This is a genomic window from Flavobacterium sp. GNP002 (genome assembly GCF_054343795.1).
In genome coordinates this window covers 479,819-498,630 of sequence record NZ_JBTGUW010000001.1, presented here as the reverse complement: position 1 = coordinate 498,630, position 18,812 = coordinate 479,819, and the positions used below count along the sequence as shown (strand labels likewise).

Genomic DNA, 18,812 nt, shown 5'->3' with positions numbered 1-18,812 from the left:
TTTGTCAAACACAGTATTTTTAGCGGCTGCACATAGTGTTATCGGGAGGTTTAAAAAAGTAGTTCAACCGAAATATAGGGATTGTAACGATGAATATTGTGGCTTTTGTTTTGTTTTTCTAGGTTTGACCGATGTAGTACTCCAAGGGTTGAGGAAGGCGAATAGATTTATTTATTATAATGAAACAGACAAAAAAAATATTTTTCGTATTATCAATTTTTATTTTAACACTTTATTCGTGTTCAAATGATACTGATGATAGTATAAAATTGCTAAAGAAAGTTGTTGAGACGTCAGCGCAAGGTACTGAAGCAACAACGTTATTTACTTATAATGGAACTGAAATAGTTCGTGTTGAAGGAGCTCAGAAACGTACCGTTTTTACCTATACGGATGGTTTGATTACAAAAGTTGTAACGTTAAATAAAACAAATCAACAAAGTGAGACCATTGAATACAGTTACCTTCTGGGTAAATTAGTTGAAGTTGAATCTTTAGGGAATTACAGAATAAGTTATATTCATAATTCAGATAAAACCGTTTCTTATCAAAAATTCACGATTGGTTCAGGAAATCAAGAGGTAAAAGAATTTCACGGGACATTGTATTTTGAAAATGAAAATTTGATTAAAGAGGAAAGGATATTAGACAATACGGTTGCAGGAGTTGCTTCAAATTACAGTATAAGTTTTGACTATGATTCGAATAATAATCCTTTGTATAATGTATTAGGATATAAAAAATTATTAAACCATATGGAGACCATTTCATCAAATAACAGTTTGATAAATACAGTAATTACAACTACTACTAATGGGAATCAAGTATTATCGTCTGCTAATTTTTATAAAAGCTCTTTTAAATATGATTCGGATAATTATCCAACGGAACAGGTTTCGGAAACGGCACTTTTGGCTAATGGAAATAGAGGGTATCTGAAAAGAGAATACTTCTATTAATAAAAATATTTATTTTAAAGTAACCCTTTCAGCGTATAAAACTCTGAAAGGGTTTTTTTATACCAATGAAAAAAGAACTAAACCTTATTTAATTCGCTAAAATTATTCAAATTTGTAGTAAATAAAATAGCAATGCAATTCAGAACCCAAATCCCCATTTCTAAAAGTAATTATCAAATAGATTATAATTCAAAAATTATGTCTTTAGGTTCTTGTTTTGCGGTTAATATGGCTGAGAAATTGGACTATTTTAAATTTCAAAATAGCTGTAATCCATTTGGGATTTTATTCCATCCGTTGGCGATTGAAAAACTAATAGATTTTGCTGTTTCCGAAAAGCAATTTATAGAAAACGACATTTTTTTTCACAATGAACGCTGGCATTGTTTTGATGTACATTCTGATTTGAGTAATTCAAATAAAGAGGAATTAGTAGCAACATTAAACACCATAATCAAATCAATAAATCAACAAATAACTGAATCAACTCATTTTATCATCACTTATGGAACCTCGTGGGTATATCGAAATATAGAAAGTGATTCCATTGTGGCAAATTGCCATAAAGTGCCACAAAAGCAGTTTAAGAAAGAATTACTTTCTGTTGAAGAAATAAAAAAAAGTATTACAAATACAGTAAAATTAATTCATTCTGTAAACCCTGATTGCACTATAATTTTTACGGTTTCACCGGTACGACACATCAAAGATGGTTTTGTCGAAAACCAATGGAGCAAAGCCACTATAATTAGTGCGCTTCATGGGGCTATTGACTTTCAACTTTCGACTATAAATTACTTTCCTTCTTACGAAATCATGATGGATGAACTTCGGGATTACCGTTTTTATTCCGAAGATATGTTGCATCCCAACCAAGTGGCAATCGATTATATCTGGAAACGTTTCAAGGAAACTACAATTTCTGAAACTGCTTTTGCGGTGATGGAAGAAGTGGAGGGAATTCAAAAAAGTCTTTCACACAAACCTTTTAACCCAAATTCTGAAAGTCATTTAAAGTTTCAGTCCAAAGTCAGAGAAAAAATCACTAAATTGGAAAATCAATATTCATTTATGAAATTTTAATTATGCTTAGAAGAATACTTATTGGAATAGCAGTTATCGGTGGAATATTTTTGTTGTTTAAATATTGCGATTTTAAGAAAAAAGAGGATGAAGATATCACGTACAACACAAATCTCATTCAGCAACAAATTCTGAACGTAGGGAAATTGGTAGTTACAGAAGGTCATTTTTCTGAAGTGATAACCTATAAAAACCAACAAAAATACTTGTTGGATATGCTTTCTTTCGAGAAAAAAGCTTTGGTTGTTGTCAATGCCGATGTGACTGTTGCGTATGATTTGCACAAAATGAAATACGATATCGATGAAAAAAACAAGACCATAACGATTGTAAGTATTCCAAAAGAAGAAATAAAAATCAGTCCTGACATTCAATTTTATGATGTCGAGCAAAGCAAATTGAATCCGTTTACGGGAGATGATTACAATAAAATCAACAAATCGGTAAAAGCAAATCTGGCTAAGAAAATAGAAAAATCTTCCTTAAAAACGAATGCACAAAATCGATTGATCAGCGAGTTGTCTAAACTATTAATCACGACGAGTCAGTTGGGTTGGACTTTAAAATACGAAGGAAAAGTTATCGAAAGCGAAAAAGATTTTGGGCAAAAAATAAAATTATAATTAAAAAAGGAACCGCAAATTCACAAATTATTAGAGTTGTCTAAAATTTGTGAATTTGCGGTTGCTTTTTTTAAGCTTTCTCTTTATCAAAAATCAAGTCCAAACCACCTGCAATCAAATGCGCTACTTCGGGTCTTTTTTGTTTTAATTGATCCAGATAAACCATTATTTCCTGTAGTAATTGAGGTTCGTTTCGGTTTTTCAAAAGCTCAGTAATCTCAATTGATAACAACCAATCGTTTGGATGTTCGGTAACTAATTTTTCATAAATTGGAGCCAGAGAAGTTTGCATATCCTTAGTTTCTCTTATGTTCCGAATCGTTTGGTATAAAACCTCTAAATCATCACGCTCTGCGGTATGTTTTGCTTTTATGGTAGTGCTTGAAGGAAGATGCGAAATCAAGTTAAAACTATTCACATCAGCAGGACCAGAAAAAGCAGAAATTACTTTTTTACCAACAGCCATATCATAAATTCCCCATTCTGGTTGAAACAAAATAGTTTCTCCGTGTGTTACAGTACAATTTTTAAAGCGAATCAGAATAATTTCTCCCTGTAAGTTTCTGGAACCTGTTATGATTTCACCTTCCACAGTAATGTCGCCTTCAAATTCTAGTTTGACCGTTTTAGATTCCAGAATATCATAGGCATTCAAGTCTTTTGGGCTCATGTCCTCGATTGCCAGATTGATACCTTCCAGTTTTCCTATTGGACTTCCAAAACCCTCAGGATGTGTCAAAGTTCCATGGCCTACTAATTCTTTTTCTCTGTAAGCCAAAGCCGTTTTTCCGGTAGTTTGTATGTAAATTGGCTTGCCTTCATGTTCTATTACGGAACTGAAAACACCCGAAATTTGTAAACCAGTACTCAATTCGATTGTTCCCAGAGCATTCGAATCAATTAATTTTTCTATTCCGGATAAACCACCTGTTCTAAGCGCCATTTTATTCGCAAACTCTTCTAAAACCAAGCTTAAGTAAGCAAAATCTGGAGTTACGTAAAGCTGTGGTTGCAGTTTTGTAATATCAAAACTTTGGTTGGCAGCCGATATATCATACGGGATTTTTTTTACCTCATTAGTCATACAATGTGCACTTTCGCCAATTGATGACAACAAACCGGCGCCGTATATTTTTGGATTTTCTACCGTGCCAATCAATCCGTACTCGACAGTCCACCAATGCAGGTTTCTGATTTGCGCCATTTCGGATAGTTCACCCATGTTATTTTGCAAATCCTCGACCGCTTTTTCAGCAGCATCAATAGTGGCTTGGGGAGTATCCTCGGCTTCTTTCACTATCGAAAGCAATCGGATGGCTTCGTACATTTGGTAATCCTTATCCGAAGAAATCGCTTTACAGCCTATTTCGCCAAAACGACGCAAATATTCTGCGTATTCTGGATTGGCAATAATGGGAGCGTGACCGGCACCTTCATGAATAATGTCTGGTGCAGGCGTATATTCAATATGTTCAAGTTGTCGAATGTCAGAAGCAATTACAAGCACATTATAGGCCTGAAATTCCATAAAAGCATTGGGCGGAATAAATCCGTCCACGGCAACGGCAGCCCAACCTATTTCGGTCAAAATGCGGTTCATGCCATACATACTCGGGATATTGTCAATCTCGATTCCTGTTTTTTTCAACCCTTGAAGGTAGGAACTATGTGCTACTTTTGATAAATAATCTACATTTTTGCGCATCACATAACGCCAAACCGCTTGATTTATGGGCGTGTAATCGCTATAATCCTGAGGCTTAATGAATTGTTTTAAGTGCTTTGGCAATCGGTCTAATAACGGATTGCTTTCTATAGTTGAGTTCATATCGAAAACGTTGTAGTTCTACTGCAAAAGTACGAATTTCAGGAGCTATTTCCCGCTTTTCATTGCAAGTTTTTGCAAACCCGTAAGTTTTTCTAAAGTTCATAAAAGAGCTTCCTCCGGTCGCTTTTTATAAACAAGAAAAACCAAAACGGCTTTCGCAAAAAGCTTTTCATTTCACTCGGGGCTAGGGGAGTTGGGGTTTAATTTGAGATTAGATAATTCATCATAATTCAGTTGCGTTCAGTCATTGCGTGGAACGAAGCAATCTCATCAATACATTCCAAGTACAAAGTCTGCTCAGTTCGTCACACTCTCGTTTAAGCTTATAAAAATTTTAAAGCTGTCATTACAACAATAGAAATTGCTATGAAAATCCAGTTTTTTATGGTTGGGCTGTATTTCCGTTTGAATTCTATATTATTTAATGCGAATACAATAGCTATAAAAACAACTGTAATTATTCCTATAATAAATATAGAAATTAAATCTAACTCATTAGGATTGCTTTGGTTTAATCGATAGGAGTTAATTATCAATGTTATTGTAAGCATAATCCAAGTTATAACACTCATCACCCAGCCTTTCGATAGGTTTTTGATTAAAAGTATTGCTGATGAAATAGCAATAAGTGATAGAATTACTAAAGTTGTATTTTTTCTGACAGCCATTTGAACAATGCTCTGATGGTCCATTAATGGATTTTTCCACAAAAAAGTATAATATTGATTGCAAGTTAAATAGACAAAAAACAATATTAAAATACCGAGGCAAATCTGAATTCCAGATAGAATAATTTCAAACATTCTCCAATTATGTTTCATTGGTTTCCGCTAAATTAAAAATTGTGCATTCTCATTTTTGTTGGTACTGAATATGTTCTTTGGCAAACTGTATAGAGGATTGATAGCTATTTTTTGGATTTATTACTTCATCAACTCAAATACCAAAACCTGTGTTTTCTGTTTATCTGAAAAATTATTATCCGAAACAAAAATGATGGATGGATTGCCATTTGCTAATTTTGGTCCAAAAGTAAGTCCTTCAATATTATCTATAAAAATCCCCAAATCATCCATGTTAAGGACCAGTTTTTTAGAAGCCAATTCTAATTTTTGGTTTTGTAAGGAAGGGTAATTTTTCACATTAGTTGCCTTTTTCAAATCACACAAAAACACTTTTACGGTGCAGGCTTGTGTCCCAGTAGAATAGGAGCGTTCCACTACCAACAACTGATTTTTACCATAATACTGAATTGCCGAAACGCCATTTACTGCAAAAGCACCTTTCGGATTGGGCTCAAGCGCAATAGGTTCTAGTTGATAACCGTACTGAGCGGTGTTCTTTTTTGTTTTTGCATCAAATAGATACAATCTGATCAAACCTCCTTTGCTAGTATTGGCTTGGTCGCCATCTTCAAAAAGCGGTTCTTCAATATTGGTATAGATGGTTTTGTATTTTGTGTCAAAAGTTACCCCTTCTAATGTGCCATTGTTTCTCGGGCCTTTTTCTTGATGCCGCATTTTTAAATTTTCCGGTAAGGTAACATTACCCAGAAAATCACCTTTTAAATCCATGAAGTTCAGGGAAGGATTTTGTAAAACTTCCTTATCTGCAGTAATTACTCGCGCGCCTTCACTGCTCCAAATTAAAGAATTCGTCTTTGGATTATAACGCATATCTTCTGGATCTGATGAAGTAGTTGGAGTTGTGGTCCAATTTCCATATGCTTCTCCAATTTCATTTTTTAAGGTAGTGACACTTTGGAAATCGAAACATTCTCTTTTATTTTCGAACAAACGAATTTTTGCAGTATAAAATCTCGAATCGTTAAACATCGATCTGTCATCACATATCAGGTAATACAAATCACTTTTTGCATCATAATCGATTCCGGATAATCCGCCCACTTTTGTATTCTGAAACATTTCCTCAAAAGGAATTTCAATCGAGCTGACTAGTTTTAAACTGGGAGTTGTTTTGCTATCAACGCTTTGTTTTAAATTAGAACAAGAAAATAGAAAAGCTGGAAAAACGGCAAGAAATATTAATTTACGCATAAAGGAATGTGTTGCTGTTTGCAAAAAGGAACGGATTTTGGATTAAAAAACCATTTAAAAAACTACGAATTATTCGTTTGGTTTTTTTCAAGATTACGGAAATAGTCAATTTTGTAATTAAACATTTCAGCCATATTTTTAGCACGTAGTTTAGCTTCTTCGGCCAATGGACCTGCAAATAAACTATCAGTAGTTTCAGTGAAAATTTCCATCCAGCGGTCAAAATGTTCTTTGGCAACTGGTAATTGTTTGTGTGGCGGAAATGGACTTCCGGAATAGGAATGCACTTCGAGTAAAATAGTTTGCCAAAAGCGGTACATTTTTTCCAAATGTTCCGGCCAACGATTTCCTATTTTCTCATTGAAAATGGGTCCAATAAATTCGTCTTGTTGAACTTTAGAATAAAAAGTATCAACCAGTAATTTGATATCGTCGAATGTAGTAATGTCGGTTTGTGGTGTCATGATTGGGTATAAAAAAAGCCTACGCAAAGGTAGACTTTTATGTTTGAATCTTATCGGAAACTATTTTACTTTAGGTGGGAATTGCTCTAAAATTTTAGCAACAAATTCATTGATTCGTTTTTCTTTTTCACTTCGGTTTTCCGTCAAATATCCAATGCCTTCTCCTTGCCATACTAATTCTTTTTTCTTGGCATCAATTAAATCAATATACAATGTTCCTTCAGTCGAAGAGGAAACATAAGTGCTGCGGCCACCCCATAAATAAGGATTCCATCCCCATCCCCAACCGTAACCCCAACCAGCGTTATACTGGTTTACATTAATTCGTTCTCTTTCTTTGGTAAGTATATTAATCAGCAAATCTGGATTTTCACTTTTGGTCATTCCTTTTAAGCTCAATTCTCGGTCTATCGAATTGAGTATTCTTTTTTTGTCCAATTCTGAAATCTCAACTTTATCTATGCCTTTTTTATGGAAAGCGTACGTTTTGTATTGACTAAAATCCACATTATTATCATAATCGGAATATACTTTTACGGAACTGCAAGAGGCAGCTAAGAAAAGTAAAAGTACTGGGAGGAGTTTAATTGCTTTCATGGCTTGATTATTTAGATTACTGAATGATATTAAAGAAACGTTCAACTTTTTAAAAATCCAACAAATTGTCGGCTACTATATTAGGGATGGTCACTTTTAACAAAGGTTGCGTCTCCATCGCTCTTTTTATTGCAAATAGTGCTCCGTCGTTTCGTGCCCAGCTTCTTCTGGAAATTCCGTTATTGACATCCCAGAAAAGCATTGATTCTAAACGTCTTGAAGCTTCTTTTGAACCATCAAGAACCATACCAAAACCACCGTTAATTACCTCGCCCCAGCCTACGCCTCCGCCATTGTGAATAGAAACCCAAGTTGCACCGCGAAAACTGTCTCCAATGACGTTTTGAATCGCCATATCAGCTGTAAAACGGGAGCCGTCATAAATATTAGAAGTTTCTCTGTACGGAGAATCGGTACCGGAAACATCATGGTGATCGCGACCTAAAACTACAGTTTCTATTTCTCCTTTGGCAATAGCCTGATTAAATGCTTCGGCAATTTTTACTCTTCCTTCAGCATCAGCATAAAGGATTCGGGCTTGGGAACCTACAACCAGTTTGTTTTCCTGAGCACCTTTTATCCAATGGATATTATCCTGCATTTGTTGCTGAATTTCCTCGGGAGCAGTTTTTGCCATTTCTTCAAGAACTTGGCAAGCAATTACATCTGTTTTGGCTAAATCTTCCGGTTTTCCCGAAGCACAAACCCAACGGAAAGGGCCAAACCCATAATCAAAACACATGGGTCCCATAATATCCTGTACATAACTCGGATACCTGAAATCGATATGATTTTCAGCCATTACATCAGCACCGGCACGGGAAGCTTCCAATAAAAAAGCATTTCCATAATCAAAGAAATACGTTCCTTTGGCGGTATGTTTATTGATAGCAGTCGTATGACGTCGTAATGTTTCTTGAACTTTTATTTTAAACAAATCAGGATTATTAGCCATCATTTCATTCGCTTCTTCAAAGGAAATATTGGCAGGATAATAACCGCCAGCCCAAGGATTGTGTAACGAAGTCTGATCAGAACCTAAATCGATATGAATATTTTCTTCGTGAAATTTTTCCCAAATATCAACCACATTTCCAAGGTATCCAATAGAAACAATTTCATTATTAGCTTGTGCTAAAGTGACTCTTTTTACTAATTCATCCACATCATCAATGACTTCATTTATCCATCCTTGACTATGGCGAATGTGCGTTATTTTTGGGTTTACTTCGGCACAGACAGTGATACAACCGGCAATATTTCCGGCTTTTGGTTGTGCGCCAGACATTCCGCCTAATCCAGAGGTGACAAATAATCCACCTTTTGGACTGCGTTTTATTTTACGAAAACCATTCAAAACGGTAATAGTTGTTCCGTGTACAATTCCTTGTGGTCCTATGTACATGTAGCTTCCTGCGGTCATTTGTCCGTATTGAGAAACGCCAAGTGCATTCATTTTTTCCCAATCGTCCGGTTTAGAATAATTAGGGATGACCATTCCGTTAGTGACTACAACTCGTGGTGCTTCTTTATGAGAAGGGAATAATCCCATCGGGTGACCGGAATACATAGTTAAGGTTTGCTCATCCGTCATTTCCGATAAGTATTGCATGGTCAATAAATACTGTGCCCAGTTTTGGAAAACGGCTCCATTCCCACCATAGGTAATTAACTCATGGGGATGTTGTGCAACGGCATAATCCAAGTTATTTTGAATCATCAGCATAATTGCTTTTGCCTGTTCACTTTTTCCCGGGTATTCAGCAATTGGTCGCGCATACATTTTATAATCCGGACGCAAACGGTACATGTAAATACGTCCGTAGGTTTCCAGTTCTTCCGAGAATTCTTTGATTAATTCAGCGTGATGGTGCGGTTCAAAATAACGTAAGGCATTGCGTAATGCCAGTTTTTTTTCTTCTGACGAAAGGATTTCTTTGCGTTTTGGTGCGTGATTGATATCTGTTTCGTAGGGTTTTTGTTTTGGTAAAACCGAAGGAATTCCTTGTTGTATTTGTTCTTGAAAAGTCATTTTTTTTTATTGAAAATTTTAAAATTGAAAAATTTAAAAAATAGCAATGTTTTCTACATTTTATGTTTTTAAAATAATTCATTTTCTAATTGAATTTATACTCGATTTGCATTTTGTTCCGCATTTTAGTAGAAGAATGCAGCCAATAAAAAAAACGATTATGGATAACGGATATCCGATCTATGGTAGGATTTGTATATTTTAATCCTATACTTTAATGATTGATTATCCATATTTTAGGTTAGTTGATTTTGTAATTGATCACTGCTATTTGAAAACTGTTTACTTTTTATTGGTTCCTGTTTTTTTATCAAAACCATATGGACAATGGCGACAGCCACTTTTACAGCAATAGCCACGTTTTAAATGGTGTTTTTCAGTAAAACATTTATAGCCTTCGGGTGTGTAATAGAAATCTTCCCCTTCTATTAATTTATTTTCATTACTTTGGTCAATCATATTTTGGGATTATTCTATTGTATAAGTCATTTGGATTACTAATTCATTAAAATCAACTCAAACGAGTGAGATTTTCATTAAATAGAACGATTTTATTATTACAAATTTATAAATTTTATAGCGAATGTTTCTGATTGTTGTTAAATATTTAATTCCAAAAGGATTCCGTGGATTGACATTTTTTCCTTTTGTATTTGTAAAATATGAAATGGATAAAGGAAATAGAGTTTTTGTCAATCACGAGAAAATCCATCTTCGACAACAGCTTGAATTATTAATACTTCCTTTTTTTATTTGGTATCTCTTAGAGTATTGTGTTCGATTGGTTCAGTATAAAAATGCAAATTTGGCTTATAGAAACATAAGTTTCGAAAGAGAAGCTTATGAAAATGAATCAAATTTAGTGTACTTAAAAAATAGAGTCTTTTTTCAATTCTTAAGATATTTAGACTTAAAAAAGTAATAGTATTTAGAGCTTCAATTTGTTAAATTTGATTGTATTTTATTACCATCTGTTTGTGGAGCTAAAACAATTCTACAGTATTAACTTACAGTGTTTTAAATATTTTTCAATTTGAAATTCTTAAATGGTTAATTGCCTTTGTTTGATTTTTAATTGTAAGAAATTATATATTTAAAATTAAAAAAGATGTATTTAATCGATTAATTGTACTTTTTATCGGCATTTATGTTGATTCCTATTCTGTTTTTTTTGTAACTTTAGATAAAAATAACTCAAAACAGGTTTTATTAGCTGAAATACTTGGTTTAGGAATGTGTTTTTAGACCTTTTTAAGGCTAATGAAGATTTCTTTTTTTAAAATTAAAGTGGCATTATTTCAGGTATAATGTCTTTATAAAAAATATAATTTATTTCATAAAAATTAATTTAAAATGCTGGCTTATGGACTCAAAATTACTTAAACGAACACTGTTGATTGTTACTGGATTATTTTTGCAGAACAATGTAAATGCCCAGATGTATGTAAGTCCTAATAGTTATGTTTTTGCAAATAACCAAGTGGTTTTTGTGAAACAACAACTGGAGTTAAATGCTGCCAGCAGTAATTTTTATTTAAGGTCAGATGCTCAGTTGGTTCAAGGCTCAGAGTTACAGCGAACGGATTCACAAAGCAAAAATACAGGTCTTGGAAGCTTGTCCGTTTTTCAGGAAGGAACAACAAACAATTATCAATTTAATTATTGGTGTTCTCCAGTCGGGGGCAGTAATGCAACTGCAGGAAATTCTGCTTTTGGAATCACGCAGCTAAAAAATATTGTAGATGTAACTAATAGTGTTAATTCAACACCTTTGGCAATGAATAATTATAATGGTACGGCCAGCCCATTTGCAATTGCACCTTACTGGATTTTTAAGTTAACTGCTTCATCCAATTATTCAGATTGGATTCAGGTAGGAACATCTTCTGCAATAAATGCAGGAGAAGGATTTACAATGAAGGGAACTTCAGGGACCAATCTAACAACAGTAAATGGAATTGAGAACAACCCAGGGAGTAAACAAAGGTACGATTTCAGAGGGAAGCCAAATGATGGAACCATTTCTATTCCAGTTGCTGTCGAACAATTTACATTAACAGGAAATCCTTATCCATCAGCAATAGATTTGTCTGCTTTTTTAACAGATGCGACTAATTGTACCGGAATTGCTTATTTCTGGGAACAGGATAAAACAGTTGACACGCATTACATTGCCGATTACAAAGGCGGATATGGCGCTTTTTCACCTATTTCTAGAGGAGGATTTGGGGTATACGTGCCAGCTACTTTTTATTCCTATGATGGTGCTGGAAATGAAGGGTCGGCTTCTGGTGCAGGAGGAGATTATGAGAGACGTTTTTCTCCTATTGGACAAGGTTTTATGATTGATGGATTATTTAACGGAACTGTGGAGATGAAGAACAGTTACAGGGTTTTTGTTAAAGAAGGCGCATTAAATTATTCACAATTTGAGAAAACAGCTGTTGCAACTAAACCAAAAACTACAACTGAGTATTTGTCGAGAATTCCATCTGTTTCAGGTTTCGATTATACAAAAGTTAGCCTCGCACCAACACCGCAAATACGATTAAATACCTTATTGAACAATCAAGGAATTCGTCAAATTGTTTTGGCATTTGCTCCGGAGGCTACTGACGGTGTTGATCACGCTATGGATGCAGTTTCTTCCAAAGATGATTCACCGGCAGATGTTTACTTTGTAATAGATAACAAAGAGTATGTTATAAACACAGTAAGTTTTGATATGGATAAAAAAATTCCAATTGGTTTTAAAAATACTAATCAAGCCAATTTTAAGATTACAGTGAAAGAAATGTTGAACATTACAGCTGCTAATTCCGTTTATTTGCACGATAAAACAACTGATTTATATCATGATATTAAAAACGATTTCTATGATTTGACATTACCCGGAGGAGTGAACAACACACAATTTGAAATTACTTTTAAAAATAATGCTACTTTAGGAGTTGACGATGCAGCACGTCAAAGCTTTGTGGTTTATCAAAACAATACCACTAAAAACCTAACAATTAGTAATCCATTATTATTAGATCTTTCAACTTGCAATTTGTATGATGTAGCCGGAAAATTAATTTTTAACAAAAAAGATTTGGGAGCGAATTCGTCTTATACCTTTTCCACTTCGGGACTTAGTGATGGAATTTATATTGTTAAAATAGCAACTAAAGATAAAATAGAAGTTGGTCAGAAAATAATCATCAGAAAATAAGAGTCAATATTATTGAAACGAAATGCAATCTCTAGAGGTTGCATTTTTGTTATATATAATTTTACCTTTGTGCCAAAATCATTTAGCTTGAAATTATAGGTAACATCTTCGTTTTAGCAACTATCAATGGTTATCATTCGATTCTAATTATAAAAGATTGAGTAAATTTATTCATCATTATATATTTTTTTTAATAAATAATTTAGATTAAAAAATCTATTTACATTTGTCTAATTTTTTGATTTTTATTGTGTGATGTACTTCCCATATATTCCATTGTATATTGAACATTATTAAAATTAACTTCAAAAATATAACATTTATTACTTTCTTAAATTGACTCTCTTATAATTAAATTTCTTACATTAACAATATTATTTTATTTTTTAATGTTATTTATAATCGAATAAAATTTTGGTCATAAATGTGTTTATTTACTTCAAAAAAACGTGTTGAAGTTTTAATTTTATATTGCAAACGACCCTAAATAAGTGTCAACTTGACACAGTTGTTTTTTTAAAGTCTTGTTTAGTGATTAAATAACATCACATTTGCATCTGACCGCGATTTTTAATTGTAAAACATCTTGTTTTTCAATATTTAAGTAAAATGTTAATAAAAATATGAAAAACAATATCTCGTTCTTACTGATTTTATTCTTCCAGATATCGGGAATTATGAATGCACAAGTTGGCATAGGAACTACAAATCCTGAAGTTTCATCAATACTCGATATTCAATCCACCAATAAAGGATTTCTTTTGCCTCGATTGACAACAGCCCAAAGAGATGCGATAAGTTTACCCGCAACAGGTCTACTTATTTATAATACTACAACCTCTGTTTTTAATTTTTATAATTCGGGTTGGAAAGATTTTATATCAGGTTTAGTTTTACCAGTAAATGGAGGAACTGGCATAGCTAATAGTAACTTGTCAACTCTTGCATTACCTGGAGCATTTGCAACTACAATTACAACTACAGGAATAACAGATATAACATTACCAAGAACAGGAACTTTATTTGGAACGGAAATAGGAAGTATAATGTCAGCGCAAATACAGAATTCTTTGCGAGATGAAACAGGGACTGAAAAGTTAGTGTTTTCTGAAGCTCCAACTTTTACAGGAGTAACACTTGCTCCAACTGCAGCAATTGGGACAAATACGACACAATTAGCAACTACAGCTTTTGTTTTAGCTAATACAAATAATTATAAGTCCGTTAATGGTACTGGAGACATAACAACTAGTTCAACAACCGATATTTTAATACCAGGAATGTCAATAAGTCCCTTGACAGGGACTTATGCGGTTACTTTCAATGGACAATATACTATTTTGCCGGGTAATAAAGCCACTCAAGCCGCAACCGATTTACATGCGGTCTATAATCAGTTAAATAATATTGCTGTTACAAATACTACACATGCAGCTACATTTGGAACGGAGACTTTATATGCAGGAGTTTATAGTGTGCCGGCCGCAGGTTCCGCATCAGGTACTATCATTTTAGATGCACAGGGAAATTCAAATGCGCTTTTTATCTTTAAATTTGGTGCAGCCTTTAGTGTTGGAGCAAGTACGACGGTCGTCTTGATCAATGGAGCGTCTGCATCTAATGTTTTTTGGTTGGCGCAAGGAGCCATAGGATTAGGGGCTTCCACGATTATGAAAGGAACACTTCTTGCTAATAATGGAGCAGTTTCTTTAGGAGCCAGATGCACATTAGACGGAAGAATGCTCTCTACTGCCGGAGCAATGGGTATTGATACTTCATCCATAACTAAAACCGCAAATAGTTCTTATGCCAACTTGGGTGTTTTATCTTCCTTTGCCATTTTTACCTTAACTGGAGATGTAGTGAATTCTGGAATTTCAACCATTAATGGAGATATAGGTACAGCTGGAGGTGTTATTTCAGGTTTTGAAACGGCTACAGTGGATGGTACTTTCATTACTCCTGGGGTTGTTAGTGCTTTGGCTACTTTTAGTATTTATCAAAATGGAGTTTTAATTGCAAACTCAAGCAGAACGCGATTAAGTTCTGTGAATACTGTAGATGTGTCATTGCAAGCCATTGCAGATATTTCGTTAGGACAAAATGTTGACATAAGATGGAATATCGATTCAGGAACAGTAAAGCTAGGTAACAGAATATTAACACTAATCAGTGTTAGGTGATTGTTACGGTATTGGTGTGTGTAAACATTTTTTTAAATCTTGTTTGGAAGAATTGTTTTTTAATGGGTCTAAGATGTTGTATTTAAATGGTTTAAAGATGTATTGTTTTAATGCTATGTAATTTAAAATAGAGCTGTCAAATTACAAAATATATTATTTTCAAAGTGTTAATATTTTAGATAAATGAGGAATAATACCCTGTTTTTATATGTTTTATTCCTGTTTATTTCAGAAATTAGCAGTGCACAAGTAGGAATAGGTACTACTAATCCAGAAGTTTCATCAGTATTGGATGTTTATTCTACCAATAAAGGATTTTTGATGCCGCGTCTGACTACGATACAGCGAGATGCGATTAGTTCGCCTACAACAGGACTTCTTATTTACAACACTACAACATCAATTTTTAATTTTTATAATTTGGGTTGGAAAGATTTTATTACAGGTTTAGTTTTGCCAATAAATGGAGGGACAGGAATAGCTAACAATAATTCATCAACACTTGCTTTATCAGGAGAGTTTGCAACTACAATTACAACCACAGGAGTAACAAATGTAACATTACCTAATACAGGAACAGTTTATGGAACGCAAAGTGGAAGTATTTCATCCGCACAATTATTGAACTCATTGACTGATGGAACAGGAACCCAAAAGGTCGTATTTTCAGATTCGCCAACCTTTACAAGCATACCATTGGCTCCAACTGCAGCAGTTGGGACAAATACGACACAATTAGCAACTACAGCTTTTGTAATGGCAAATTCAGATAATTTTATTTCGGTTAATGCAACGGAGGATATAATTACTAATTCAAGTATTGATGTTTTAATACCAGGAATGTCAGTAACTCCGGCAGCAGGTACTTATCTAGTTATGTTTAATGGTCAATATAGTATTACTTCTAGCCATTCTTCTAGAACAGTAAATACGGCACAAGGTAAATTAGATTTAAAAACGGCATACGACAATTTGGTAGTTGTTCCTACTACTAATGCCATTCATGCGCCTGCTTTTGGTAGTGGCGAAATTTTAATTGGCGGGGTGTATGCAGCAGGAGCTGCAGCATCCGTTGCAGGAACTTTAACTCTAGATGCACAAGGAAATCCAAATACAGTTTTTATTTTTAAAATAGGAGGAGCTTTCACTACAGGAGCGGGGACTAGTATTGTATTGGTTAACGGGGCCTCTGCTTGTAACGTATTTTGGGTTGTAGAAGGAGCTGTTTCTATGGCTGCTTCAACTACAATGAAAGGAACTATTATCGCTAATAACGGAGCTGTTTTCATGGGTGCTAATGGAGCTCTTGAAGGGAGATTATTTTCAACAACTGGGGCTATTAGTTTTGGACCTGGAATTGCTCAGATTCCCACAAACTGTTCTTATCTTGACTTAGGGATATTATCTACTTTTGTTATATTCACCAGTAGTGGTGCAGTAAGCAACACCGGAGTATCTTATTTTACGGGAGATATAGGCACCAATTTAGGGGATATTTCAGGTTTAGAGAATTCTACTGTGAACGGTTCAATATTTAAACCAGGTATTACTACTGTAGCAACTAATAACAATGCATTAGCAACTTTTAGTATTTATCAAAATGGAGTTTTAATTCCCAACTCTAGCAGAACATGTGCGGGGAATCTAAATACAGCTTCAATTTCTCTACAGGCAATAGCGTTAGTTTCTGCTGGTCAAAATATTGAGATCAAGTGGAAAATTGATTCAGATACATTGATTCTGAAAAATAGAATCTTAACCTTAATGAGTGTGAGATAATATCGTTAGAAAACGATCATAAATGTCTAGTTTTTACCTTGAAATTTTTATCAATCTTATAGCTTCGTTTTCTAACAATAAAAATGTTTTAGTTGCAATAGATTACTTAATAAAAAACATACAAATTAATTTAGTTTAAGAAGCTTATGTATTCAAAATTACTTAAAATAGCACTGTTGATTTTTTCTGGAATTTTATTTCAGAGTACAGTCAATGCTCAAATGTATGTAGGTCCCAATAGTTATGTTTTTGCAAATAATGAAGTTGTTTATATAAAACAAGAATTAGAGTTAAATGCTGCCAGCAGTAATTTCTATTTAAGGGAAAACGGACAGTTGTTACAAGGCTCAACATCGACGGGTACAAATAAAGGGTTAGGTAGTTTGTCTATATTTCAAGAAGGAACTACTAATAATTATCAATTTAATTATTGGTGTTCTCCAGTCGGGGGCAGTAATGCAATTGAAGGAAATTCGCCATTTGGGATTATACAACTTAAAGATATTGTAGATGTAACTAATAGTGTTAATTCAACACCTTTGGCAATGAACAATTATAATGGTACGGCCAGCCCATTTGCAATTGCACCTTATTGGATTTTTAAGTTAACCGCTTCATCGGGCTATTCAGATTGGGTTTCGGTTGGGGCAACTTCTGCAATAAATGCAGGAGAAGGATTTACGATGAAGGGAACTTCAGGGACCAATCTAACAACAGTAAATGGAATTGAGAACAACCCAGGAAGTAAACAAAGGTACGATTTCAGAGGAAAGCCAAATGATGGAACCATTTCTATTCCAGTTGCTGTCGAACAATTTACATTAACAGGAAATCCTTATCCATCAGCAATAGATTTGTCTGCTTTTTTAACAGATGCGACTAATTGTACCGGAATTGCTTATTTCTGGGAACAGGATAAAACAGTTGACACGCATTACATTGCCAATTACAAAGGCGGATATGGCGCTTTTTCACCTATAAGCAGACTGGGGTCTGGAATTTATGTTCCTGCAACGTTTTATTCTTATGACGGATCAGGTAATGAAGGAGGGGAGACCGGAACGGGAGGAGAATATGAGAGACGTTTTTCTCCTATTGGACAAGGTTTTATGATTGATGGATTATTTAATGGAACTGTGGAGATGAAAAATAGCCACAGGGTTTTTGTTAAAGAAGGCGCATTAAATTATTCACAATTTGAGAAAACAGCTGTTGCAACTAAACCAAAAACTACAACTGAGTATTTGTCGAGAATTCCATCTGTTTCAGGTTTCGATTATACAAAAGTTAGCCTCGCACCAACACCGCAAATACGATTAAATACCCTATTGAACAATCAAGGAATTCGTCAAATTGTTTTGGCATTTGCTCCGGAGGCTACTGACGGTGTTGATCGCGCTATGGATGCAGTTTCTTCCAGTGATGATTTACCGGCAGATGTTTACTTTGTAATAGATGACGAAGAGTATCTTATAAACACAGTAAGTTTTGATATGGATAAAAAAATTCCAATTGGTTTTAAAAATACTAATCAAGCCAATTTTAAGATTACAGTGAAAGAAATATTGAACATTACAGCTGCTAATTCCGTTTATTTGCACGATAAAACAACTGATTTATATCATGATATCAAAAACGATTTCTATGATTTGACATTGCCGGAAGGAGTGAACAACACACAATTTGAAATTACTTTTAAAAATAATGCTACTTTAGGAGTTGACGATGCAGCACGTCAAAGCTTTGTGGTTTATCAAAACAATACCACTAAAAACCTAACAATTAGTAATCCTTTACTACTGGATCTTACCACTTTTGGATTGTATGATGTGGCAGGAAAATTAATTTTTAATAAAAAAGATTTGGGAGCGAATTCGTCTTATACCTTTTCTACTTCGGGACTTAGTGATGGAATTTATATTGTTAAAATAGCAACTAAAGATAAAATAGAAGTTGGCCAGAAAATAATCATCAGAAAATAAGAGTCAATATT

The 18,812-nt window shown here is 34.2% G+C and carries 15 protein-coding genes; 8 read left to right on the top strand and 7 right to left on the bottom strand.

Features of this window, described 5'->3' with window-relative positions; all coding sequences use genetic code 11:
- Window positions 1-179 precede the first annotated feature (179 nt).
- The 3 genes from ACXX80_RS02255 (at window position 180) to ACXX80_RS02245 (ending at window position 2,665) form a co-directional block, all read left to right on the top strand.
- A complete protein-coding gene (locus ACXX80_RS02255) occupies window positions 180-959 on the top strand; it encodes a hypothetical protein (RefSeq protein WP_458551816.1) in 780 nt (259 codons plus the stop codon).
- A gap of 132 nt (window positions 960-1,091) precedes the next feature.
- Entirely contained in the window at window positions 1,092-2,042 is a 951-nt protein-coding gene (locus ACXX80_RS02250) for a GSCFA domain-containing protein (protein WP_458551815.1), read from the top strand.
- Window positions 2,043-2,044: 2 nt separating this feature from the next.
- Window positions 2,045-2,665 (top strand): DUF4230 domain-containing protein, encoded by a 621-nt coding sequence (locus ACXX80_RS02245; protein WP_458551814.1) that lies wholly within the window; start codon window positions 2,045-2,047, stop codon window positions 2,663-2,665.
- A gap of 70 nt (window positions 2,666-2,735) precedes the next feature.
- On the opposite strand, the gene ACXX80_RS02240 is transcribed toward ACXX80_RS02245, so the two are convergent.
- From ACXX80_RS02240 to ACXX80_RS02210, 7 genes are all read right to left on the bottom strand, one after another.
- Entirely contained in the window at window positions 2,736-4,493 is a 1,758-nt protein-coding gene (locus tag ACXX80_RS02240) for an aromatic amino acid hydroxylase (RefSeq protein ID WP_458551813.1), read from the bottom strand.
- A gap of 323 nt (window positions 4,494-4,816) precedes the next feature.
- Entirely contained in the window at window positions 4,817-5,314 is a 498-nt protein-coding gene (locus tag ACXX80_RS02235) for a hypothetical protein (protein ID WP_458551812.1), read from the bottom strand.
- A gap of 102 nt (window positions 5,315-5,416) precedes the next feature.
- Complete coding sequence (locus ACXX80_RS02230; RefSeq protein WP_458551811.1) at window positions 5,417-6,550, bottom strand: esterase-like activity of phytase family protein; 1,134 nt, start codon at window positions 6,548-6,550, stop codon at window positions 5,417-5,419.
- Between the two features lie 62 nt (window positions 6,551-6,612).
- Complete coding sequence (locus tag ACXX80_RS02225; RefSeq protein ID WP_458551810.1) at window positions 6,613-7,014, bottom strand: group III truncated hemoglobin; 402 nt, start codon at window positions 7,012-7,014, stop codon at window positions 6,613-6,615.
- 60 nt (window positions 7,015-7,074) lie between these two features.
- The gene (locus ACXX80_RS02220; protein ID WP_458551809.1) at window positions 7,075-7,611 is read right to left on the bottom strand and encodes a DUF4136 domain-containing protein; all 537 of its coding nucleotides are present in this window, start codon (window positions 7,609-7,611) and stop codon (window positions 7,075-7,077) included.
- A gap of 49 nt (window positions 7,612-7,660) precedes the next feature.
- Entirely contained in the window at window positions 7,661-9,643 is a 1,983-nt protein-coding gene (gene hutU / locus ACXX80_RS02215) for a urocanate hydratase (RefSeq protein ID WP_458551808.1), read from the bottom strand.
- Window positions 9,644-9,925: 282 nt separating this feature from the next.
- A complete protein-coding gene (locus ACXX80_RS02210; protein ID WP_158634650.1) occupies window positions 9,926-10,102 on the bottom strand; it encodes a C1orf53 family protein in 177 nt (58 codons plus the stop codon).
- A gap of 124 nt (window positions 10,103-10,226) precedes the next feature.
- Here ACXX80_RS02210 and ACXX80_RS02205 point away from each other — a divergent pair, with 124 nt between their 5' ends.
- The 5 genes from ACXX80_RS02205 (at window position 10,227) to ACXX80_RS02185 (ending at window position 18,801) form a co-directional block, all read left to right on the top strand.
- Window positions 10,227-10,565, top strand: coding sequence for a hypothetical protein (locus ACXX80_RS02205; RefSeq protein WP_458551807.1), 339 nt, complete (start codon window positions 10,227-10,229; stop codon window positions 10,563-10,565).
- A 441-nt stretch (window positions 10,566-11,006) separates the two neighbouring features.
- Entirely contained in the window at window positions 11,007-12,857 is a 1,851-nt protein-coding gene (locus tag ACXX80_RS02200; protein ID WP_458551806.1) for a T9SS type A sorting domain-containing protein, read from the top strand.
- A 623-nt stretch (window positions 12,858-13,480) separates the two neighbouring features.
- Entirely contained in the window at window positions 13,481-15,040 is a 1,560-nt protein-coding gene (locus ACXX80_RS02195) for an ice-binding family protein (RefSeq protein ID WP_458551805.1), read from the top strand.
- A 183-nt stretch (window positions 15,041-15,223) separates the two neighbouring features.
- Window positions 15,224-16,819 (top strand): ice-binding family protein, encoded by a 1,596-nt coding sequence (locus tag ACXX80_RS02190; RefSeq protein ID WP_458551804.1) that lies wholly within the window; start codon window positions 15,224-15,226, stop codon window positions 16,817-16,819.
- Between the two features lie 146 nt (window positions 16,820-16,965).
- Complete coding sequence (locus tag ACXX80_RS02185) at window positions 16,966-18,801, top strand: T9SS type A sorting domain-containing protein (protein WP_458551803.1); 1,836 nt, start codon at window positions 16,966-16,968, stop codon at window positions 18,799-18,801.
- Window positions 18,802-18,812 lie beyond the last annotated feature (11 nt).